The 23,337-nt window shown below is 36.7% G+C and carries 21 protein-coding genes and 5 pseudogenes; 2 read left to right on the top strand and 24 right to left on the bottom strand.

Translation table 11 applies throughout. The features are described from left to right. Nucleotides 1-126: 126 nt before the first annotated feature. The 6 genes and pseudogenes from AC1UFB_RS17505 to AC1UFB_RS17480 form a co-directional block, all read right to left on the bottom strand. Complete coding sequence (locus tag AC1UFB_RS17505; RefSeq protein ID WP_482589575.1) at nt 127-636, bottom strand: hypothetical protein; 510 nt, start codon at nt 634-636, stop codon at nt 127-129. A 173-nt stretch (nt 637-809) separates the two neighbouring features. Then, a pseudogene (locus tag AC1UFB_RS17500) lies at nt 810-974 on the bottom strand (FeoB small GTPase domain-containing protein); the annotation flags it as partial. Beyond that, entirely contained in the window at nt 967-1,197 is a 231-nt protein-coding gene (locus AC1UFB_RS17495) for a FeoA family protein (protein WP_482589573.1), read from the bottom strand. The pseudogene AC1UFB_RS17500 and the gene AC1UFB_RS17495, both read right to left, overlap by 8 nt. Before the next feature lie 172 nt (nt 1,198-1,369). Continuing rightward, a complete protein-coding gene (locus AC1UFB_RS17490) occupies nt 1,370-1,705 on the bottom strand; it encodes a thioredoxin family protein (RefSeq protein WP_025909764.1) in 336 nt (111 codons plus the stop codon). Between the two features lie 224 nt (nt 1,706-1,929). Further along, nucleotides 1,930-2,088, bottom strand: a pseudogene (locus tag AC1UFB_RS17485) (alcohol dehydrogenase); the annotation flags it as partial. A gap of 283 nt (nt 2,089-2,371) precedes the next feature. Continuing rightward, nucleotides 2,372-2,762: pseudogene (locus AC1UFB_RS17480) on the bottom strand (phosphogluconate dehydrogenase (NAD(+)-dependent, decarboxylating)); the annotation flags it as partial. Between the two features lie 889 nt (nt 2,763-3,651). On the opposite strand from AC1UFB_RS17480, the gene hxlA reads away from it, so the two are divergent. Together hxlA and AC1UFB_RS17470 are read left to right on the top strand one after the other, a co-directional pair. Beyond that, complete coding sequence (hxlA, locus tag AC1UFB_RS17475; protein WP_100347912.1) at nt 3,652-4,299, top strand: 3-hexulose-6-phosphate synthase; 648 nt, start codon at nt 3,652-3,654, stop codon at nt 4,297-4,299. An 18-nt stretch (nt 4,300-4,317) separates the two neighbouring features. Continuing rightward, nucleotides 4,318-4,431 (top strand): annotated as a pseudogene (locus AC1UFB_RS17470) (6-phospho-3-hexuloisomerase); the annotation flags it as partial. Nucleotides 4,432-5,102: 671 nt separating this feature from the next. Here the strand turns inward: AC1UFB_RS17470 and AC1UFB_RS17465 are convergent. The 18 genes and pseudogenes from AC1UFB_RS17465 to AC1UFB_RS17380 all read right to left on the bottom strand — a co-directional run bounded on the left by AC1UFB_RS17465 (nt 5,103) and on the right by AC1UFB_RS17380 (nt 23,187). Beyond that, nucleotides 5,103-5,384, bottom strand: coding sequence for an MFS transporter (locus AC1UFB_RS17465; RefSeq protein WP_482589577.1), 282 nt, complete (start codon nt 5,382-5,384; stop codon nt 5,103-5,105). Beyond that, the gene (locus tag AC1UFB_RS17460; RefSeq protein ID WP_482589571.1) at nt 5,329-6,381 is read right to left on the bottom strand and encodes an MFS transporter; all 1,053 of its coding nucleotides are present in this window, start codon (nt 6,379-6,381) and stop codon (nt 5,329-5,331) included. Before AC1UFB_RS17460 ends, AC1UFB_RS17465 begins: the two co-directional genes overlap by 56 nt. Nucleotides 6,382-6,510: 129 nt before the next feature. Continuing rightward, nucleotides 6,511-7,482, bottom strand: coding sequence for a sugar phosphate isomerase/epimerase family protein (locus AC1UFB_RS17455; RefSeq protein ID WP_482589569.1), 972 nt, complete (start codon nt 7,480-7,482; stop codon nt 6,511-6,513). After that, the gene (locus AC1UFB_RS17450; RefSeq protein ID WP_482589567.1) at nt 7,479-8,657 is read right to left on the bottom strand and encodes a Gfo/Idh/MocA family protein; all 1,179 of its coding nucleotides are present in this window, start codon (nt 8,655-8,657) and stop codon (nt 7,479-7,481) included. Before AC1UFB_RS17450 ends, AC1UFB_RS17455 begins: the two co-directional genes overlap by 4 nt. 183 nt (nt 8,658-8,840) lie before the next feature. Next, complete coding sequence (locus AC1UFB_RS17445; protein ID WP_328100842.1) at nt 8,841-10,022, bottom strand: levoglucosan dehydrogenase; 1,182 nt, start codon at nt 10,020-10,022, stop codon at nt 8,841-8,843. Between the two features lie 131 nt (nt 10,023-10,153). Continuing rightward, complete coding sequence (locus tag AC1UFB_RS17440) at nt 10,154-10,975, bottom strand: sugar phosphate isomerase/epimerase family protein (protein ID WP_328100843.1); 822 nt, start codon at nt 10,973-10,975, stop codon at nt 10,154-10,156. A gap of 317 nt (nt 10,976-11,292) precedes the next feature. After that, the gene (locus AC1UFB_RS17435) at nt 11,293-12,294 is read right to left on the bottom strand and encodes a LacI family DNA-binding transcriptional regulator (protein ID WP_025907922.1); all 1,002 of its coding nucleotides are present in this window, start codon (nt 12,292-12,294) and stop codon (nt 11,293-11,295) included. A 193-nt stretch (nt 12,295-12,487) separates the two neighbouring features. Then, the gene (locus AC1UFB_RS17430; protein ID WP_025907923.1) at nt 12,488-13,198 is read right to left on the bottom strand and encodes a LytR/AlgR family response regulator transcription factor; all 711 of its coding nucleotides are present in this window, start codon (nt 13,196-13,198) and stop codon (nt 12,488-12,490) included. Next, nucleotides 13,173-16,160, bottom strand: coding sequence for a substrate-binding domain-containing protein (locus AC1UFB_RS17425; protein WP_253347377.1), 2,988 nt, complete (start codon nt 16,158-16,160; stop codon nt 13,173-13,175). The genes AC1UFB_RS17430 and AC1UFB_RS17425 overlap by 26 nt, the downstream gene beginning before the upstream one ends. A gap of 337 nt (nt 16,161-16,497) precedes the next feature. Next, nucleotides 16,498-16,617, bottom strand: a pseudogene (locus AC1UFB_RS17420) (arsenate reductase); the annotation flags it as partial. Nucleotides 16,618-16,928: 311 nt separating this feature from the next. Next, the gene (locus AC1UFB_RS17415; protein ID WP_318757777.1) at nt 16,929-17,753 is read right to left on the bottom strand and encodes a thermonuclease family protein; all 825 of its coding nucleotides are present in this window, start codon (nt 17,751-17,753) and stop codon (nt 16,929-16,931) included. Nucleotides 17,754-17,818: 65 nt separating this feature from the next. Continuing rightward, nucleotides 17,819-18,397, bottom strand: a complete 579-nt coding sequence (locus tag AC1UFB_RS17410) for an HAD-IA family hydrolase (RefSeq protein ID WP_025907926.1) — start codon at nt 18,395-18,397, stop codon at nt 17,819-17,821. Between the two features lie 278 nt (nt 18,398-18,675). After that, nucleotides 18,676-19,980 carry a branched-chain amino acid transport system II carrier protein gene (gene brnQ, locus AC1UFB_RS17405; RefSeq protein WP_061786362.1) on the bottom strand — a complete coding sequence of 435 codons (1,305 nt, stop codon included), beginning with the start codon at nt 19,978-19,980 and terminating at the stop codon, nt 18,676-18,678. Nucleotides 19,981-20,132: 152 nt separating this feature from the next. Continuing rightward, a complete protein-coding gene (locus AC1UFB_RS17400; RefSeq protein WP_326046424.1) occupies nt 20,133-21,143 on the bottom strand; it encodes a glycine-rich domain-containing protein in 1,011 nt (336 codons plus the stop codon). A gap of 303 nt (nt 21,144-21,446) precedes the next feature. Next, complete coding sequence (locus tag AC1UFB_RS17395) at nt 21,447-21,791, bottom strand: DUF1048 domain-containing protein (protein WP_328100845.1); 345 nt, start codon at nt 21,789-21,791, stop codon at nt 21,447-21,449. A gap of 1 nt (nt 21,792) precedes the next feature. Then, entirely contained in the window at nt 21,793-22,131 is a 339-nt protein-coding gene (locus tag AC1UFB_RS17390) for a PadR family transcriptional regulator (RefSeq protein ID WP_328100847.1), read from the bottom strand. 320 nt (nt 22,132-22,451) lie between these two features. Then, the gene (locus AC1UFB_RS17385) at nt 22,452-22,595 is read right to left on the bottom strand and encodes a hypothetical protein (RefSeq protein ID WP_156413441.1); all 144 of its coding nucleotides are present in this window, start codon (nt 22,593-22,595) and stop codon (nt 22,452-22,454) included. Nucleotides 22,596-22,782: 187 nt separating this feature from the next. Beyond that, a complete protein-coding gene (locus AC1UFB_RS17380) occupies nt 22,783-23,187 on the bottom strand; it encodes a hypothetical protein (RefSeq protein WP_025907931.1) in 405 nt (134 codons plus the stop codon). Nucleotides 23,188-23,337: the final 150 nt, after the last annotated feature.

The following is a 23,337-nucleotide window of genomic DNA, read 5'->3' as shown; positions in this document are numbered from 1 at the left end:
GCTTTATACTAAAACATCAGAAAGACAAGTATTTAAAACCGTATCGTTTGTCACGTTCCAACGGCAACTGGTCGGAAACAATTTACCCATTGATTGGCAATCTGAAATGAGCACTTTTTTGAAAAACTACGTCACATTCCAAGGGATAAGTCTGTCTAATTTTGGATAATCAACACTCGTGTTTCTTTTTATAATGGGATACATAATACCTGATGAAATGGCTGTAAAAACCATCCCTGGCAAAGCAGCAAGCAGCAAAACCGTCACATCAACGTCCATAATTGCCGCTAATACGTAGCGTGCAGCGATTGTCCCTAAAGGTCCAGCTACCATAACAACGACTAAAGCCGTACCAAATAAGCCAATGATTCCTCCAGCTACTAACCGAAAGATCATGGCAACTAAAACATGAATAAGCGTATGGGTTCCTAATAGTAGACTAATAATACTTGCTACAATGCCTGCACAAAAATAACGTTTAAACCCAAACGTAGCTGCAATGACGATAGCAATGGGAGCCGAAAGCTGAAACTCTGTTCCAACGAAAGGTGACGGAATTTTAAACATTCCGCTCACCGCAATTAATACGGCAAGCATCGCCATCAGCATCATTTCTTTTGTTTTACTCGTCTTCAATGCCTCATCTCCTTTCCAAGATTATGAAAATAGTTTATAACAATCCACCATTTATGTAAACTGAAAATAAAAATAAGTTAACATATAATTTAAAGAAAAACAGGTGACATAGCACCTGCTTTTCTTTAAATAGTTATTTTCTTTACACCCAGCCCATTAGCTTAGCCGTTTGAAATACAGTACGACTTATCTTTATGTGTAAAAGTTCCCTCTGCCATTGAAACGGTTTTCCCGTCCCAGTTCCCCGTATGCTGTCTTAATCCTGTCAATGCGTTAAATAGCGTGCTTTTTCCGGTGTTTGAGTTTCCTGCTAAAGCAATACGATATAAGCTACCCATGATGAACTAAATCCCCCTCAATTAATCTACTTTCTTCTCTTCTAAGCGCAATGGTGGTTTGACTAACGCGAAACGCAATCGGATCTCCAAGCGGACTTTTTTTGACCACTTCTACGAAGGCACCTGGTACAAAACCTAAATCCAACAGCCTTCTCCTCATCGTTCCTTCTAATAACAAAGAAGTAATTTTTATCACGTCTCCTTTTAACCCTTGTCTCAACAAGTTTTTTTAGATTCACACATATATATTTCCCCTTGTCTAATATTTTTCCCTAACGCAAATTCAGTGCTATACTATGACCCTATTCGAAAATTGTCAAATGTATTGTCTTTTTTATAAAATAAAAAACAGCCTACTTATTGGCTGCTTTAAATGATTTTATCATTATCCACTATTACCGCTTGTACATCTTGTAAATTCTACTTAGCTTTTCATCCAATAATTCAAAACGAACAAATCGATCAGCTCGCACATACTCTTTTCCATTAATCATCAAAAGTAAAATTGGGGCTGCTAAAATCAAAAAGCGTTCTGCTACTGCTTCCACCTGTGTCGCGTCAACACGACCTAAATTAATTTGCGGATAGTGTTCCAATACCTCTCTTAGCTTTGGAAATATCGCATGACACGTACTACATTCTGGTGTAAATACGTACAAAAAGCTTAGTTCATTGCTAGTGATAAACTCGTCTACCATTTCAATAGTGGTTAATTCCGTTACCTGCTTCATCTCACTGCTCTCCTGTTTTCTCTGACTTAACAATAAAGTGAACATACGTATAGTAGTCAAAACACTAATACAGTGTCAACTTAATTTATTTTATTATCAACATGATGTTTTCTTCTCAAAATTAAACTCCCCTAATGTTAATTAGAATTACTAATCACGAAATCAAAGGATGAAATGGCTAAAAAAGTATTTTAGAAATTAGGTATTACCTATAAAAATCAGAATTCATCGTACGTTTGAGGATCGTTTGTAGCGTAATAATCTTTCGCACCAAAGTTTAAACCGTCTTCTTGTTTGTTTAAGGTTTGTGACAGTACGGTAACTTCTGCTCTCATAGCGCTTGCGATTTTAACAGCCATATGACCTAAGCCACCCATTCCTACGGTAAGAGATGGGTGGTGCTATTTAGCTAATAAATCAAATATAGTTAGTTTTGTTGTTATTTAAAGGCTGATTGATATGCAAAATTATTTTAGGAAGTGGAATTTTATTCTATCCCACTTCCATTTCATTAGTTATTTTAATGTCTTCGTTTTTCTAAAGAGAACACGTAAGTAACTTTCTAGAAACCTTTTTGCATCCATTACGTTCATGATTTCACTCCCTTTTTCACCTTGCGAATTCTTTTAATATTTAATCATCTTGTTTACTAAAATCCATCTCATATTAACTTAATCGCTTTTTTTCAACTGCACGTCCACCAAACTCATTCCGAAGGGCAGCAACCACTTTCCCCGTAAAGGTGTCATGATTTAAAGAACGGTAGCGCATCAAAAGAGACATGGCGATCACCGAAGTGGCTGCCTGCAGATCCAAGGCCGTTTCCACTTTCCTTCTCCTGAAGAATGAATGGTTTCTTTAATTTGTTCTAAGTTTGCATCTTTAGAAAATGCACGTTCTGTTAAGTCGCTGAGCCATGAACGAATGACTGAACTGTTATTCCATACTCTCTTGCCACTTTTTCATAGCCAAAATCAAACTCACTTGTCTCCAGTACTTCAAATCCTTCGCCAATCGCAGCCATCATCTCATACTCGATTCCGTTGTGGACCATCCTTTCTTCATTCATTAATAGATGATCTATCTTGAATAATGCTGTATAACTTCTACCTAACAACTGTATTTTATATTGTTACAGTTTATAAAGATTAGATTTATCTTAAATCCGATCTTATTTTCAAAATACAAAGGAGAATTCTTCAATCCCCTGTTAAAAGGCCTAATGTATATGTGCCTTTTCATCTTAACAATTGTCGCTTAAAAAAATTGGTTGCAGCATTGATGTTAGTATAATATTTACGACAAATAATTAAAAGTACGCACTTTTTTATTATATAATGTTTAAAAATTCACTTAGTATACTTTTATATACTATATGGTGTTGTGAGGTTTTCAGTTAGAGGATTGAAAATAAAAAGATCTTCGTTATTTACGAGGATCTTTCAAAATTTCCTTAGAGTCATTATTTTAAAAATAGTTTTATCGATTCATGATAAATAAAGGAATATCCTTGAGGTCACGACTCGTTGTAATATTTTTGCTTACTGCTGACTCTTTGCTCTTTTCGTTTGCACAGGCATTTATCAAACCTTTGCGAATTGGTTTATAATGGGGATATACTGTGGCTACCTAATATAAGCATATATTAAGCTTTATTATTTAGAAGGATTTGCTTTCGGTAGTATAAGCGACCTATAAACATTTTGTCCTGCATACGTGACATTTGTTTCACCTCCACTTCTATAAATAGAATAAACATAGTATACTTTTTAACACTATGTAAAAATAAAGTGCGTACTTTCACATTTTTAATATACATACTATACTAACATTGTACCATTGTTAACAAGAGCATTGGTTACAGTTGCCATGAGAAATGAAAGTGAGCAATGGGCATTATTACTACTGGGCAACACATTAAAAAAATGATGAGGAGTGGAACATAGATGGAATTACAATTAGCATTAGATTTAGTCAACATCCCAGAAGCAATTGAGCTGGTAAAACAAGTAGAGGAATATATTGATATCGTTGAAATCGGTACGCCGGTTGTAATCAATGAAGGTCTTCATGCTGTAAAGGCAGTAAAAGAAGCATTTCCTAACTTAAAAGTATTAGCAGACCTGAAAATTATGGATGCTGCTGGATATGAAGTGATGAAAGCTTCTGAAGCAGGTGCAGATATCATCACTATTCTTGGAGCTGCTGAAGATATGTCAATCAAAGGTGCTGTTGAAGAAGCGAAGAAACAAGGTAAAAAAATCCTTGTTGATATGATTGCTGTAAAAGACCTTGCTGGACGTGCAAAAGAAGTAGACGCTATGGGCGTTGATTATATTTGTGTTCATACTGGTTATGATCTTCAAGCAGTTGGAAAGAACTCTTTTGAAGATTTACAAACCATCAAAGGTGTTGTAAAAAATGCTAAAACTGCAATCGCAGGTGGTATTAAATTAAATACACTTCCAGAAGTCATCAAAGTACAACCAGACCTTGTCATTGTAGGTGGCGGGATTACTGGACAAGCTGATATAAAAGCTGCTGCTGCCAAAATGCAACAAATGATCAAAGAACAAACGGTTACAGCAGGTTAATCCTAAGATGCAGACGACTCACTATTTGAGCAGACTCTTTTACTTTTTTATGATGCCGTCATCTTGAGATTCATGGAGAAAAAGGGATTAGATACCAATAAGATGTATGGCAGACATGCCAATCTTGAATAAAACATAGTCCTAAGAATGTAATAACCAAAAGACCGCAGACATTCTAAAGAAACTTTGCGGTCTTTTGGTGAATCTTTAAAACATCATTTTGTTATTTATTATTAACAATGATGTCAAAATGGGCTTGCTTCCGTTCAATTTCCGCGGCTCATCCCCATTCATATAAAATCGCAAACCCCTACAATTATTTTAAATTTTACTTTTAAGTACTTCTCGTTCACATCGCTTATAATACCGGCATTTCCGTACATAGAAGAAACACATCAAAAAAGAGGGCTTTACTCTACAAGAGCAAATAGGTAATTGCTTCATTAAATGTGGAGGAAATCACTGACTAAGAATTAGAGCAGAAGAGCTAAGAAAGAAGAGTTATTTATTAATTTTGCATATGAACAACCTTAATACGATGGATACTTTATTTCTGCAATTATCTCATTCGATTCATACACTTTAGGCAGAGATTCTTTAACTGGGAGTATAAAATACCTCATGCATTGCTAACATCTCTAAAGAATTTACCTGTTAACTTGTCCATTAGGAAAATAAAAAAATCCATGAAATTATTTGAATTTCAAGGACTTTTTTATTATGTTTGTTATATGATATCTACCACTTAAGTACTTCGTTAAAACAGTATAAAAGCTTGTCTGCCATATTGATTGTCCTTACTTTCAACCGACTTGTTTCGCAGATGAATAACTGCTCTTGTTTTGTTTTTCTTCACCTGGTAATTTCATAAATACCATCAAAATAGCACTAACAAAATACAAACCAGCAAATATCCACATGACTCCGTGTACACCTATGCTACCAATGAATGTTCCTACAATTGCAGGTGCAATAAAGTAAGACATTCCAGCCCCAAAACTTACAATAGCCATAGCTGAGCCTTTCTTTTCAGGTGCTAGTGAACTTACTAGAGCAGAGAGTGGTACATAACCACATAGAACGATTCCAAAAAAATATGCCTACCACAGTTAATGCCCAAAAATTATGCCCGAACACTTGAGGAGTATAAAGCATAACCAGAGTCATTACACCGCAACCGACACTGCCAATCCACATAATTGTTTTTCGCCAACCTAACCATTTGTCACTGATATAGGGAATGACTAAGTTAAAAGAGATATTGGCCACCCACATAGTTCCCCATACTTGTAACCATTCTTCTGTACTGTATCCATATTCAGAGGACAAGTATAGAGGGAAAAAGATTGGAAGAGCACCTACGCCGGTCGAGTTTATTATACGAACAACTCCTCCTATTGCGATTTTTGGCTTTTCAATACAAATAGTTAGTCCACTGAGTAAACTTTTCAATTTTTCCTTTCCGTTACCCTCACGTTCATGTACTTGGCCTTTTACAACAACAACTCCAATTATCCCACCGATTAACACCCATACGACCGCACTCCACATTAATCCGATATATCCGATTTTCGGAATCATATAAGCTGGAAAATAACTTCCAACAACATAAAGACCGCCACTCCATGCTGCCCAAAATAGACCTATTGCCGTAGCTAAAATACGGTCAGGACTGCGATAGGTAATCCAAACTAAAAACGAATAGCAAAATAAAGGATAACCAAATCCTCGAATAGCATAAGTCGGTAACATAACTGCATAATTATGCGTTTTTAGACCATATTCAATAAAAAGAATTTGACCTATTAACCAGATAACCAAGCCTGCTATCATAACCTTTCTTGGTCCCCATGCTTCTGTAAGGACACCCGAAAAGTAGGAGGCGATTGCTAATATAGCTCCGTATGCTGCAAAGAGAGTAGAAGATTGTTGAACAGTTAAGCCCTGTTCAATAAGATACGGTGAAAGCCAACCATGTTCGAGACCATCTCCTACCATAAAAATTAGAGTTGCGATATAGCCCCAAATCATAGCTGATGGAATACCTTTGGTGTTTTGCTCTCTTTTTGAAATCGCATTCATTTTAATCACCTCAAAATTATATATTTAACAATGCTGATAGTCACATTTACTCATTAGATGGTTCTCTTCAATGGTTAATGATAAATACCCAATCAGGTATTTATCATTAACTACATAGGAAATATACTGTTACGCCCACCACATTTCAGTTAATTGTTCTTTAAATTGTGCGCCTTTTAATAAAGAGATGGCCTTACTTAATCCTTCATCTAACGAAGCTAGCATATCTTCATGTTCAATGGATATCACATAGTCATATCCTACCGCACGAAGCGCACTCACCATATCTTTCCATACTTTTTCGTTTTGCCCATATCCTACGGATCTAAATGTCCACGAACGATTCAAAGTATCACTGTAATGTTTTGTATCTAATACTCCATTAACACTAATATTTGCCTGATCCAAATACGTATCTTTTGCATGAAAATGAAAAATAGCCTCTTCTCGACCAAGTTTTTTAATGGCTTCTACTGGATTAATCCCTTGCCAAATCAAATGGCTTGGATCAAAATTAGCTCCAATACTTGGCCCAGCATGCTCTCTTAATTTCAAGAGAGTTTCAGGGTTATACACAACAAACCCCGGGTGCATTTCAAGCGCAATTTGATGGATACCGTGTAACTCTGCAAATTTCACTTCCTCTTTCCAGTAAGGAATGACTACTTCATTCCCCTGCCAATCTAGGATTTCCGTATATTCCGGCGGCCAAGAACAGGTTACCCAGTTCGGATTTTTGGCACCTGGGTGGTCACCCGGGCACCCAGAAAATCCATTAATCACCGGCACTTCTAAACGTTCAGCTAATAAAACTGTTTTTCTCCACACATCATGAGCCTTTTTGGCAACCATCTTATTTGGGTGCAGTAAATTGCCATGACAACTTAGACTACTTATTGTAAGTCCTCTACTTGTAAGGGCAACTTGAAATCTTTTTAATTTCTCTGGGTTCTCTAGTAATTCATCGGGATTACAATGACTGTTTCCTGGATAATTGCCTGTGCCCAATTCAACGGCCTCTACACCCATTTCACATAGTTTGTCCAGCATCTCTTCAAAAGGTAAATTTTGATAAAGAACTGTAAACACCCCTAATTTCATGCACGTACCTCCTGCTTTACCTTCACTTTCATCCATTTTTGTTGTTCATGACTTGCTAAAATGGCGTCGGTAATGCACATGGACATATGTCCATCTTCAAATGTCGCGAAAGTGGCTTTATCACTTAAAGGATTTTTACCTTCTCGAATAAAGGTATAGAAATTCAACAATCCATTTTTTAATGCGTCTGGCCAACCTTCATTATGGCCCCCCGGATGATGAATGGACGATTTTGCTTCAGGATTAAATAAAGTAGGATCTGCAAGAAGAGTTTGATTTGGTTGATCTCGATAGCCAATCCACAGCTTTTCTGGCTCTTCTTGATTCCAAAAAGCAGAATTTTGACTGCAAGCGATTTCAAAGCTTAGCCTATTTTTTCGCCCTGCACTTACTTGAGACACAGTAAATAAGCCTTTTACCCCGTCTTCAAAACGTACAAGAACAGATGCATAGTCTTCTGTGTTAATCGGAACATCTTCATATGCTTCTTCTTGTCCTTTTTGTCCCCCAAAAGTAGATCCTTGAGAAGTAGATTTTTTTCTTACCGGTATAACAGTTGCTAGATCAGCAAAAACTTCGACGATTTTTTTACCTGTTACATATTGAACTGTATCACACCAATGAGAACCGATATCTGCTACCGCTCGTGATTTCCCTCCGACTTCGGGAGCTAAACGCCAATTAAAGTCTGTTTCGAACAATAACCAGTCTTGTAAATAACTTCCGTGTACTAAGTTGACTTTCCCTAACTCACCGTTTCTGATCATCGTTTCTAATTGTTTTACAATCGGAAATTGGCGGTAGTTAAAGTTTACGCCATGTACGACCTGGTGCTCTTTAGCTAATTTCAATAGCTCGGCAGCCTCTTCACTAGACATAGCTAATGGTTTTTCCGATAACACATGTTTACCTGCTTGAATAATTTCTTTATTAATTTGAAAGTGAAGATGATTAGGTGTACAGTTATGAACAACTTGAATATCACTGTCTTTTAACATGTCACGATAATCCCCATAAGCTTTCGGAATTCCAAGTTCAACCGCTTTTTTTTCTGCTACTTCCTGACCATGTTCTGCTAATCCAACTACTTCTACAAAACCGAGTCTTCTGATAGCCTCAATATGAGTAGGTCCAATAAACCCTGTCCCAATAACTCCAACTTTTATTTTTTCCATTTCTTTCTCCACCTTAATAAACTGTATTTTCCATGATTTCTGTTACTTCCGTAGTAGCTAAAAAGAGAATTAAAACCTTTATAGCCGTTTGTTGACTTGTCTCTATTGATCCGAATCACAAATCAACAACTCTATTTCTAATAAAGGCTAGTCTACTAGGACTAGCCTCTACTAAACTAATATTTAAGCTTTCACTAAATTTTCTGTAAGATCAATCCATATACCTTTTTCAGCTGATTCAAGGATAGCATCTGAAATAACGGCGATTTGATAACCGTCTTCAAAATCTGGTGATACGCTTGTATCTTCAACGATTGATTTGAGGAAATCATATGTTTCAATAATTTTTGTTTCCCCGTAGCCAATCCCTAATGCTGGGATTGGCCATAGACCTTCTCCATATGGATGTGCAGGTCCTGTATAAACCGTTCTGAATCCGCGGCTGTCACTTGGATCATCGGAGAAACATACTTGAAGCTCATCACGGCGTTCATAGTTAAAGTATAATGAACCTTTCTCTCCGTGAATTTCAAATGTTAAGAAGTTGTTGCGACCCCAGGCATTACGAGTCGCTTCAATACTTCCAACTGCGCCGTTATCAAATTTAATTAAAGTTGAAAACTCATCGTCTACATCAACTTTACCTTTTGGTACATCAGCTTCTGCTTTTACAGTTCCAAGTTTATCTACACCGCCACTTTGAATCGGTCTTTCACCAATCCATGTCTTTGCAATAGCCATTACCTCTGAAATGTCACCCACAAGATATCTTGCATAGTCAATCACATGTGTTCCGATATCACCTAATGCACCTGAACCAGCTCGTTCTTTTTGGAAGCGCCATGATAAAGGCGAGTTAGGATCCGCAGACCAGTCTTGAAGGTATGTGCCTCGGAAGTTTAAAATCTTTCCGATTCTTCCTTCCTCAATATATTTTTTTGCTAGAGCAACGGCTGGTGTTCTGCGATAGTTAAATGCGACCATATGTTTAACACCTGCTTCTTTTACTGCGTCAAGCATTGTTTTTGCTTCTGCTGCAGTTCGTGCTAACGGTTTTTCTGAAATGATATGTTTACCTGCTTTGGCAGCTGCAATGGCAATCTCTGCATGAGAGTCATTTGGTGTTACAATATCAATAATATCAATTTCAGGGTCTTCTACTACCTTTCTCCAATCAGATGAATAGTTTTCAAATCCTAAACGTTCTGCTGCATCTTTTGCTAACTCTTCGGTCACATCAACGACTGTGTGTCGTTGAGGAATTGCTGGTGCTGGCCAAAAAAACATTGGCATACCTGCATAAGCAAGTGCATGCGCCTTCCCCATAAATCCTCCGCCAATCATACCTACGTTTAACTTTTTCATTTTTATTCTCCTCCTATGAAAGTAGTCTATTTATTCGAATCTACTATCTTTTAAATAACATCTGCTATATCGTTATGGTAAATTAGACTTCAAGTTCCTAATATATTATCTCTGCTACTTTCTTCTTGATTTTAAGACTTATTTGCCGTTTCAAAACTTAATAAGAAATTAAAACTGATTTCTGCTCCTTTTTTCGGATCATTATAGCTATCTAATTCTACTGTAAGCCATTCATCATACCCAATCTCATTCAGCACTTGGATCATCTGGTCAAACTTTTGATGTCCTTCTCCTAAAGGAAGAAATTCTCCATTATAATAATCTTTGAAATGAATATATTTAATGCGATTTGCATATTTTTTAATTACTTCTACCGGATTCCCTCCACCTGCTTCGATATGCGCTGTATCCGGACATAAATTAATCGTTGTTAGTGCCATTAACTTGTCCAGCTGGTCTGGGGCCTCTACGTTTGTTCCTAAATGCGGGTGATAGCTTGGAATAAGATTATATTTCTCTGCAATTACTACTACTCGATTAAGAGCATCGCCTAAATCAGCGTAATCGCTTTCTAAAATACCATTCGTACGGATAGCTCCTCCGCCAATTACTAGATGCTGCGCTCCTAGTTCAGAAGCAAGAGCTGCAACCTCTTCAATTTTTAATAATTCCTCTTCCAAAATATCCGGGAAAATAAAATTCCCTCCAGTGTAAACTCCAATAAAGTCTAAAGAGTAACGGTTCAGCAATGCTCTAAACTCTTCTTTTCTATCTTTAAATTCCATTAGATTTCCGTCAAATATTTCAAATCCTTTATATCCAACTTCTGCAATATCTTTTAAAGCTTCTTCTGTTGATCCATTTGCAAGGTAATAAAGGTCTTTTATCGAAGTGACTCCGGCAGGGTGCCCTACTACCCCACCCCACGTATTTGTCTGATATCCTAGTTTCATGGTTTCTCCCCTATCTTTAAAAATTCCTTATGCGTATATGGTGTATTAATACTGGAATTTCATCACCTCCCTAAATTAATTTAGATAAGAAATAATTGGACCAAAATAAATGTAATCGATTACAAAGTATTCTAGACAAAGATTGTATTTTTTAATTTATTATAAGAAGAAGGTGTTTTTACTATCTGTACTTGTACTCGATTATACCTATCAGAAATCTAAACTAAAAATCCATTTGTAATCGATTACATCTTAATTTTTTAAAAAACAAGAAGATTTAAATCATCAGATACATTTTCAAAAGAACTATTATTCCCTTATGAAATATGTGTTGAGCATGAATCACGTATGATAAGCTGATTTTCCATTAGGTATTGATGTCTTTCAATTTCTTCCTTATTCATCAACTTTATAAGTAATTTCATTGCCATCGTGCCCATCTCAAAAGCTGGCTGTGAGATGGTTGTAAGAGCCGGTTTGAAAATAGATGAAAATTTTATATCATCAAATCCTACTACGGAAATATCATGTGGAACACTTAATCCTTTTGAAGAAATAGCATTTATAGCTCCAAATGCCATCTCATCATTTGCTGCAAACACGGCTGTTGGAGGATGATTAAGACCCAAAAATTGATTCATTATATTGAAACCACTTTCATAAGAAAAATTACCCTCCTGCACTAGAATGGACTCAACTGTCAGGTTGTATCGTGCCATTGTCTGATAAAATCCTTTTAATCGATCCTGTCCTATCACTCCATCTAGAGGACCTGATATAAATCCTATCCTTTTATGTCCCAACTTAACCAAATATTCTGTTGCTTTTTGAGCCCCACTGATATTATTAATAGAAACGGTGGGGATGGCTGAACCTTCTATATATTCACATGCCAAAACTACAGGATATTTGAGAGCCATTTCCTCAATGTTCTTCGATTTCATTCTCGCCGTTAGTAAAACCATTCCATCAGCTTTTTTTTGAAGAAGTATGTTTAAATACCCATTTTCTCTTTCCAAATCATTGCCCGTATCCCCAAGCAGAACTTGGTATCCGTTTATGACGGCTACAGACTCAATTCCTCTTAATACTTTAGAAAAAAAAGGATTTGTTATATCAGGTACAATGACTAGAATGGTTTTGGTTTCTAATGTTCTTAACTGGCGAGCTAATGCATTTGGCTGATAGTTTAATTCTTTAATTACTTGTAATACTTTCTCAGTCGTTTCTTCCGTTACAGTGTTAGGTTTACTTAGTACTCTTGACACTGTAGCAGTTGAAACATTTGCTTTTTTTGCTACATCTATTATTCGCACCATTTTACGACTCTCTTTTCTTGTTCTTTTCTATAACAGAATTGTAATCGCATACAAAAATATTGTCTAATTGGATTCAGACAACATTTTCTGAGATTCAAACTCTTTAAATTTCCTTTTAAGCGTCGTTTTTATCCATATAAACAAAAAAACAACAAATTAAAAAAACTCAGCACTTATTGCTGAGCTCCATGTTTTATAATAATTTGTACCTTTGCAGATTGTCTACTTTATGCTTGGAAATCCTTGCAGTTTCCTTATAATCTTTAAAATAGGCTTTATACATTTGACCCGTTGCTTCGATTCTTGTTAAAAGTTCCACATTTATAATATAAGATCTATGAGATATCATAAACCTAGAATCAACGGCACCTTCCAAGCTAGTTAAAGCTTCATTTGTCTCGAATTTACCATTTTTAGTATGAATGACAGATTTCCGATCAAGTCTTTCAATAAAGATAATTTCTTCTAATGGAATAAAAATTATATTTTTCTGCTGTTTAATCATTAGATCCTTTTTAAATGAATGTTCTTTATCAACTAGTGAAATAGACGCTTGGGAGGCTCTCTCTAAAGCACTATATAAACGATTTCTATCAATTGGCTTTAAAATATAGTCCACTGCCTTTACGTTAAATGCCTCAAGTGCATAATCATCATGGCCAGTAATAAAAATAACTTGTAAAGCCGGGAGAAGTTCTTTACATGCTTTAACCGCTTCCATCCCATTCAATAAGGGCATTCCGATATCTACTAAAGCAAGATCCGGTTTTTCTTTCGTAACATAGTGTATCAATTCTTCACCGTTGGCGGCCTCTCCGACAATTTTATATTTGGATAAACTCTCAATAAAGTACCTTAACAATTTTCTTGAGGTAACATCATCGTCTGCGATCAATACTTTCATCTTGTTGTTCCCCCTTTTCCCTAGCGTTTCTTGATTTCGCAACACTTTGAATAATATCTGGAGCATCTTCATGATAAACGAGCTGCCAAGCATCAATTACATTTTCTTTCATTACTTTTAGAGACGGAACGGCTACATAAGATGGCGCTTGTTTTCCAAGCAGGGCATACCCTGCTAGAATCGCTTCGGCGACTCCTTGCTGGTATGGTAGCTGGGCACCTAGTCCTTTAATAGGTCCATCCTGTGCAATTTCCAAGGCGACATTCATACCCAAATCTATTGTCGTAATGACTAAATTGCTTTTTTTTGCAGTACGAGTTGCCCTCAAAGCTCCTTCAGCCGGTACATCCCATACAATAAAAATACCATTTAAATCCTGATGTTCAGCAATCATAGCAGATGCCACTTTTTCTCCATCATTCGAATCAGTAATTCCCCTGCGATCGACAATTTGAATGTTAGGGTACTTTTCCTTTATAGTTTTTTCAAATGCTTCCGTTCTTTGTTTGGTTGCAAAAAAATCAGCCTCATGATAGATAATCCCGACCTTACCTTTTCTATCTAACTTCTCAGCCATGATATTGGCCGATTCAATGCCATTTCCATAATTGTCAGCAGAAACAATACTTACATAATCTTTCCCATGCTGCAAACCATTCGGTATATTGTCCATAAACACCAGCTTCACACCAGCTTGGGCCGCTTTTTGATATACGTTTGCAGTCAATTCTGGATCAACTGGAATGCTCACCAGGATATCCGGTTTTTTGTCTAAAATGCTTTCAATGTCAGCTACTTGCTTTTTCCATTTAAATTCTGCATTTGTCATAGCTACTATCTCGATGCCCATTTTCTCAAAAGTCGTTTGCATTCCTTCCAATTGAGACCTTGACCAATCACTTCCAGTATAATGCATAGCAATAGCAGCCTTATATTTCTTTTTCTTAATTTTTTTTAGCTCTTCCAAAGATAACCGAAGTGTTTTTGCTGAGACGGCTTCCTCGCCATGTGGTCCTGTACTTAAAATCTTATGATCTGGAATATTTTGATTAATTGTATTGTTTAGCGTTTCACTTAGGATTGTCAAAAACTCTTGTACATGAATGGGCTTTGTTAAATAGTTATCAAATCCTTTATCCAACGTATATTGAATATCCTTTGGCATTGCATTTGCACTTACAGCGATGACAGCAATATCTTTGGTTTCTTTGCCTGCTTTTAAAATTTCAAATACTTCATATCCGTTAATATCTGGGAGGTTAATATCTAGAAGAACCAAATCTATTTTTTCGTTTGCTACAATTTCTATTCCTTCTTTTCCCGTACGAGCTGATAAGAGCGTATAGGAAGGCTGCGATTTAATGATATTACTTACTAAGTGCAAGTTGGATTCGTTATCTTCAATATATAGCAAACGATAGTTATCTTCCTTCCTATTATTTGTGGGAGGAAACTCAGTTTGTTCACCCCATTGTATGACAGTCTTTAAATCATTGGGAAGAGGAAGGCTAAAGCAAAACTCACTTCCTGTTCCTTTAGTGCTTGTTACATTAATCTCCCCTCCCATTAGATTCACCAGCTGTTTAACTAAAGATAACCCAATGCCTGTACCTTCTTCTTTTGTACTTTCAATTCGATAAAATGGAACAAACACTTTAGTATATTCCTCTACAGAAAAACCCACACCTGTATCTACGATATGAATGTACTGCTTATTCTCTTGTAAACGACAGAAAACGATGACTTTTCCATTTTCTTGATTGTATTTAATAGCATTATCAAGTAGGTTCAGCAAGATTTGTTTAAGACGTATAGGATCAGCAAGAACGACCATATCTTCCCATTGATCCAATTGGCTATAAATACTGATATTCTTCTTCTTAGCCAGTGGTTGTACAATATTGATACATTCCTTGATGACAGTTAGAAGATGAACTTCCTCTACAGAAATTTTTAAATTTCCTGTTTCTATTCTTGACACGTCTAAAATATCATTAATTAAACTTAATAAATGGCTTCCTCCATTTAAAATCTCTTGTACAAAATCACGCTGTTGTTCATTTAAAGATTCATCCATCTCCAATAACTGAGCAAAACCTAGAATTCCATTCAGCGGCGTACGCAGTTCATGACTCATCTTAGACAAAAAACTTGATTTAGCCATATTCACTTTTTCAGCTTCTTCTTTTGCGTGAATAATGGCTCTTTCCATTTTTTTTTGTTCTGTGATATCCTCAAACTCCCACAAGTAGCCTACAAAATCATTTTCCTCATTTAAAGGAAAACAATTGTAGCGTAGTGTCATACCTGTATCTATTTTAATTTCTTTCGTAGTTCTCGTTTGTTTTTCTGTATTTTCGAGCTTAATTTTCTTGATTTCTTTATCAAAAAGGTAATGTAAATCCGAAGCATGCATCCCAATATAGCAATCAATTTCCCCCTTCAACTGGAAAAGCTCGTAAAATTTCCTATTTAAGAGCCTTATTTTTTTATTGCAATCTGTTAGTGCAATTCCACTATCTAACCGGTCAATCAAACTACGCTGGAATGCATAGGAATTCATTAATTTTCGTTCTTGTTCTTTTTGAAGAATGTCCTCTTCCATAATCTTTTTGTTAGTAATGTCCACGCAAGTTCCGACTACTTCAGCTACTTTATCCTTATGAAATAAAGGTCTTAAATAAGTTACATAATAGATACCTCTAAATTTACCTTCATATTCAATGTAATGTCCTTCCCATGCTTTTTTGTAATAACCATCTAGTAAATTGGCAGTCTCAATATCATCCCAATAAAAATCATGAAGCGTCTTTCCTACCATATCCTCTCGATTAATTCCCAATCTATACAGTAATTCTCCCTCGACAAAAGTATGAATAAATTCGTTGCTTTTTTGTACAAACTTAAAAATCATCCCAGTATCAGCAAAGCCTGGTTGTGAAATATATTTGGAATCCTTCATTTGTTTCGCCCCTAGTTAGTTAAAAAAATATAATATGGATTCTATATGATGAATCCCTTACTTTAAGTTTTTTTTACAATACTTGAAAATTAATTTGGAATCAATTATTTATTTCTAATGATTATTGTAATCGCTTTACAAATTATACTTTTCTTATTATAAGCTTGACTATATTGATTAGTCTAACAATACTTACCCATCAGGCTGCCAGGCCTTTATTAAAGAAGGAATGGATTAAAACAAGGACTCGTCTTTTTGATATTACTAAAAGGAAAGATATTTATTTCGTTAATCCGTCTATGGAGCGTTACATAAAAGCATAGAATTATGAATGACATTTTTCTTCATCTGTTCCTTCTGCTTTTGACGAGTCATCAAAACCCCAGTGAACTTGTTTCACATGTAGAAAAGTTACAAATCAATACTCTACTGCGTGTCCGCATAGTGTCACAACTAATCTTGTTGAATATTAACCACTGCTTGTCCTGTCGATGTACGTTTTAATGAGATACTTTGTTCGCCACCGAAGCCTTCGTCTTCAATCGCCCACTTCGTCGGACCTTCTTTTGAATTGAAGAACCTGATTACTAAAACTCTATGGGCAACTACTGCTATGTGGGCTGAAATAACATACAACGTTTATTTAGCGGAGACGATGAAAAATGAGGGTGAAAGGAGGATTTTGTCTTGGTATTTTCCAAAGAACATAAAATAGGCTGCTGAGCAATTTCATCTCAACAGCCTAAAAACAATCTAATGTTAGAATCATCAATTCTTCGACTGACGATATCCAGCTTCCTCTGCTTCTTCTTCCGTACAAAACCACTGCACGTTGTTCATCTTCTGGTCGTAATGCGCACCGGTTGGGACGTGATAAATTTTCGAGTTTTTGTTGCCTTTAATTTTATTTTCACAGCGCTCGTTTAGCTCCGCTGATTCATCTTCTTCTTTTTCTTTTATACTTCTGGCTACTTCAGAGTTATAGCCTTTTTCTTCTACATAGTTTTCAATGCTCCAGATACCCAGCTTGTTTTTTCGAGCTTGATCCTGCGTTTTACGAAATTCGTCCACATATTTCGTATTGGGAGGAAAGACCGCTACGCGTGCCAAACCTTTTGCCACAAGCTCTTCATTAAACAACTTGCTGTCTACCCATATGTACGCAAGCAAACGGCCATAGCGATCGCGCTCTTCTGCATCAAACTCAAGCGTGACTTCTTGGTTTGTTAAGTGCTCTGTTGTATAGTCAGATGCTTCTGGTCCAAACGGTTGAACCTTTAGCTGCGGATGCTTTGTTTCAGGGGTGTCTACGAGAATAAGACGTACCGTTTCTTCCTTTCCATTTAAAAGTTCTACTTTGACTGTGTCTCCATCCACTACTCTCGTAACCTTTGCTGCTACTCCAATAACGTCTTCACGCTTCAGTGAAGACTCCACCTCGTTTTCATCTCCGGACTGACTTACATTTGTTTCTTCTTCTGTCGGCTGCGTTGCTTTCTTTTCGCTTGATTCACTTGTTTCTGTTCCACACCCGCTTAGAACTGCGAGTATTAAAATCAGGAGAAAACCAAGCGTCTTTTGTAACCTATTCAATTCATTCCACCTCTTACTTTTGCTTCCATTTATGCATAAAAAACAAAAAACTCGCGAATCGCTTATCACGAGTTTTTGTCTATAACTTTGTTAAAAAATTGATCGTATGACGTTAAATGATAATCTGCTTCAAGCGCATCGTTTTGAAAAGCACACGTTTTAATACCAAGCTCACGCGCAGGCTTTAAATCTAACTCACGGTCACCAATAACTAAATCAAGATGATATTTATCGTGAAGATACGCATAAGCTCCTGTATCCGGCTTACGCTTGTATCCATCGTCTTTTGTAATGATTTCTGTAAAATAGTCCTCCATCCCAAAGTACGCTAAAATAGCAAGAGTAGACTCGCGTGATTTATGCGTTACAATCACGTTTTTATCAGCCCACTTTAGTACGTCTTCTACATGGGGAAATGCCGGCTTGTCTTCAGGACTTAGCTGATGCTCAAGCACATGGAAATTTTCATCAAACACTGATTTTTCCACATTAAAGTGCTTAATCGCAACTTCCGATGAAATCTTCATTTGTTTCAAGATTTCAGCTTCCGTAACGGAATCGTCTTTTACAAGCTTTTTGAATGCTTTTACTATTGTTGGATATGTATCGAAAATGGTACCATCAAAATCCCATAAAATGTTCATCTTATCAACCTCTCTTTTTCAAAACCGTTCTAATCATACCAAACTTTTGGCTCGATGTCATTTGAATTTCGAATTCGTTTTTAATTGTCATTTTCTTGTCATTTTCGTTTTTCGACTTTAGTTATTCGCTTTTAGAAAATATTATTGCTGATTTAGCGATCAAACTCAAACGAGAAAATAAAGAATGGCTGAAATAATAAAAAGAACGTTGGGGTAGTATTCTCTCCTTCGCTCTTTTTATATGTCTTCAGCTTAATTTGAACAAAATATTCTGACAATTAAGTTAAACGAGAAGAATTTTTTGTTTTTGGGATAAATAATAAACCAATCACAATGCCAATCACTGCTGGTACAATCCACCCTAACCCTTGAGTGTATAAAGGTAACCAAGCAAATATGGACGGCAATCCTACTGGTACAAGTCCGTCGTATACGCTAACGATTCCTGTCAATAAAAGCGTACTAATATAGATAACGTTTGACCCTTGAAAATAAGAGTGAAAAAACGAAAGCACAACAAGCATGATCGTTAGCGGATAAATCATAGTCAGTATCGGAACAGATAGAGAAATGATCTGGTTAAGTCCCACATTTGTTAGCAGTAAACTCCCAATCGTTAGTACTGTAACAATTTTCTGATAAGAAACATTTGGAAGAATACTTGTAAAATACTGAGCGCAAGCTGTAATTAGCCCAACGCACGTTGTAAAGCAAGCAACCCCTACAGTAGCTCCTAATAAAATAACACCCGCAGCTCCGTAAAATTGCTCTGCTGCTGCTGTTAAAAGCTCTCCTCCGTTTTGGAACGTGGACACACTTCCCATTCTCGCTCCTAATACACCAATGAGTATGTACACGCTACATAAGGCAATACCTGCAATGATACCTGTTTTCATCGTCGTATTTATAATGGCTTTTCTCGCCGTAATACCTTTGGCTTTAATTGCCGAAATCACCACAATTCCAAACGCTAATGAAGCAATGGTATCCATCGTTAAATACCCTTCCATAAAGCCTGTAAAAAATGGGGCACTTTCATACTTTTCCGTTACGTTACCGAAGGACGGTTCAAGATTGAATAATCCTGTAAAACCAATTAAAGCAATTGTCAGTAATAAAAATGGCGTTAGCAAACTGCCAATTCGATCTACGATTTTCGCTGGGTTTAAGCTAAGCCAGTATACAAGTGCAAAAAAGGCAATTGAAAAAAGCGCTAGAGATACACCACCTACGTTCTCTCCTAAAAATGGTGCTAGTCCCATCTCATAAGCTACGTTCGCACCGCGTGGAATTCCCATAAATGGTCCAATCATCAAATATAATACGGTTGTAAAAATAAGTCCAAATATCGGGTGTACCCTACCGCTTAGTGCTTGAACTCCATTATCCACTGTGGAAATTGCAATCACACCTAGTATTGGAAGTCCTACTCCTGTTAAAACAAAGCCAATCATCGCTGGCCAAAATGCTTCTCCTGCTTCCTGCCCTAAAAAAGGAGGGAAAATCAGATTTCCAGCTCCAAAAAACAGCGCAAACAGCATGAAACCAATTACGATATTGTCTTTAACAGTTAATTGTTTCATTTCGTTATATGCTCCTTTTACACAATAAAACTCGCCTCTCGAATGAGACGAGTGTATTGTCGAAAAATGTAGATATTTCATACACAAAATGTAATTTTAACGAACAACAAACAAACTGTCAATACGTATATTGTTATTTTTCAAAAAATTCGTTACGAACTACCGCATCCGCTGCCACAGCTTGAACTCGAACAACTTGACCCTCCGCTATCTCCCCCACCATCAAAAAACGAATCATTGTTGTCATGACCACCGTGTCCGTGCTTATGGTCGTAATCATCCATGGGTGTGGAACAAGCATAGCCGCTGGAGTATGTTCCACTATCTGATGCTTCCGGCCGCTTCATCAACATATCCATATAATAGCCAAAGTCTTCAGCTGCATATAAGGAATAAAAAATAAAGGCTTGAAATAGCGTAGCTTCTGTTACTTTCTTTGACTTTTTAGAGAACGGCTCTTTTTTAGCATTTTGCTTTAGATGTTCAGCTTGCTTAATTTCACCTTTCATTTGACGAATAAGCGCTGTCTTAAGTTCATCCCATTCGTCGGAAGGCGTAAAATATTTATCAATTAGCTTTTCTTCGGATAGTTGATGAAAATCTTTCAGTATAGAACGCGGAATAGGATATTGGAAAAACCTCCCCCATAAAAGGCGACTATTATCTTTTACATCAAACAAATGCGTGTACAACCAGTCAAAGAACGCACGCTTCCCTGGCTCAGAGCTTGCTTCACTGTTCGTATTGGGCTGATGGTGTAAGAACCGGCTATAAAATTCTTTTGTAAATCGCTCATAGTCCATCGTAAACATAATCATTTCATGCCACACATCATCTACTTTGGAGCTAAACATGGGTACATTCTTAATAATAGCGTTCATTACAAAGTAGCGCTTAAGCTCAAAGGTCGCCCACTCCATTTCATGAGGCTTCATCTCGTGCTCTTTCGCCACTCTTTCCTTCACCTGTTCAATATATGAAGTAGATAAAGAGCTTTCGAAACTCTCTTCGAGTGCAGCTCCTTTTTCCCCATATCGAATACCGAGGTGATTTGGCACTTCTCGGTCATAAAGAAATGATCGCTTTGGTTTTTGGCTCCTTGTTGATTTCACAATAATAATTACAGCAATAATAACTGCTGCTACAATAATTAGAACTCCCACTTTTATTTTCTCTCTCCTCACTCTTCAATCTCTATCTCTTACCTATATTGTATATTTTACCATATATCAAATATGTCAAGGTAACTATCTTTTTTACTACAATAGATATGGTGAATAATGTTTATTTTCATTCAAAAAAGAACCCCGAATGTTGGAGTTCACTTGTTCAGAAGCTTAAGAAGACTTCTCAACTAACCGATTAACTCTAGAAATTCACAAATAAAAAACGCTTGGGATGGGATGTGCTTCCCTAGCGTTTTTGTATTCCTTTATTTTACGAAAGCGTCTTTACTTTAACGATATTTATTCACCACGACCGATGGTATCGTTCAATCTTTTTCGGTATTTATCCTTCCATGTTTGCTCATCCTGCACAAGGTCATCGCAAAAAGCAGCTACGTCCTGGCCTGTGAGATCCGTCACTTTTTTCCCTTCTGCTGCTCCTTCTTCAAAAAGGTCGATAATTCCGCCAAAGATACGTTTGTTTCCTTCCCAATCGGTTGGACCACCACCAGCTGCCCACATATATTTTTGAATGGCTTTATAAGCGTTTCGATACTCAGTTGGAAGTGCTTTTGCACGAGATTCCATCGCTCGCCATTCTCTTTTTTCATCCAAACTTCCAATGATTTTCTCAAAGAAATTCATGTTATTTACCTCCCTTTATACTTTTCACTTTTAACTCATTTATTCTGCTTGATACAAAATCCCATTTCGTCCAAAATGCTTCAAGATGCTCTTGTCCCGCTGCGTTAAGTGTATAAAACTTTCGAGGTGGTCCCATAGTGGATGGTTTTTTCTCGATGTCTACAAGCTTATTTTTCTCAAGCCTCATAGTAATCGTATACACTGTTCCTTCAACTACATCAATGAAGCCAAGCTGACGCAATTGCTGCGTAATTTCATATCCGTACGTTTCGCCTCGGCTGATAATTTCAAGGACGCAGCCTTCAAGCACCCCTTTTAGCATTTCTGTAATATTTTCCAAATGTTCACCCTCCATTGGTACTTTACATTATTTTGATTAAACTCTTACATAAAAGATGTTTTATAAACCACTAATAAGTAATGCTAACTACCACTATATAGTACCACATATTAGTAGTCAAGAAACAAGCAATGTTTAATGAGATATAAGACCTTCTAACTTATTTAGACTGACCCTCCTATTCAAGAATGGTTAAGTATCAATAGCTATCTTTTCATTTTAATCATGACTAATCGTTTTTATATAAGATAAAAGAAAAGAGTTTGGGACATAACAAAATGATTGCTTCTAAGAGACGAACAATAGCTGTTCCCATCTCTTTAGTTTGTCTCAACACGTTCGTTCCATTGCGCTACGGCCACTCGCTTTCCGCGGGGAGGAACCTGAGCTTCCTCGCTGCGCTGCGGGATCTCCGTTTTCCCTCTCTTTCCCGCAGGAGTCGAGTGTCCTACGCTCCATTCCACCCTGTTTCCAACATTGTTTTCACAATCAACCAAAAAACCTGAACGGTTAAAAGTGAGAAACTCTCAATCGTTCAGGTTTATCATTGGCTGAATTACTTATGTCCCAGCCTCTTTTACTTAATAGCCTATTCCCTATGTCTCTTCAATGAAACGACTTGTTTGCCATTCAGCTTATTTTTATTAAACCCTATTCTTCTGGAATTTCATCAACCTCTTCAACTTTCACAATACCGTTTGTACTGAACTCCAGATCAAAATACGCTTTGACGATATCACCTTTTTCAAGCCCTTTTGGCAGCGGTTCGTTTACCTTTGCCTCCAAAAATGAAATACCAGTTCCTTCTTTTGTCGTTCCATAGTAGCGTCCATCTTCTACTTTATCAATTGTAATATAGTAAACTCGGTATTTACGCTCTTCTTTATCGCCTTTCACCTTTTCGTTAACAGTTTCTTGCGCTGGTAATTTATCTAACGTTTCTTCAGCTTGCTTGGCAGTTGGCGTTGTTCCTCGATTCGTAAACTGCACGACAAGTAGGCCTAAACAAACCACAAGTAAAATAAGTAATATAATTTTCTTTACTCCTAAAGACAAAATGTGTGCCTCCTTACACCTTTATGTATATCGTGATCATGTTGCACAAAAGTGATTATACACGATAACGACTCAAAAATATGTGTAAAATTTGTAACATAATCAAAATATGAGAAAGTACCTATGTAAACACTTAACCATACATTACCA

The organism is Priestia sp. KCTC 13724 (genome assembly GCF_056820425.1).
This window is presented reverse-complemented; position numbering and strand designations above follow the sequence as displayed.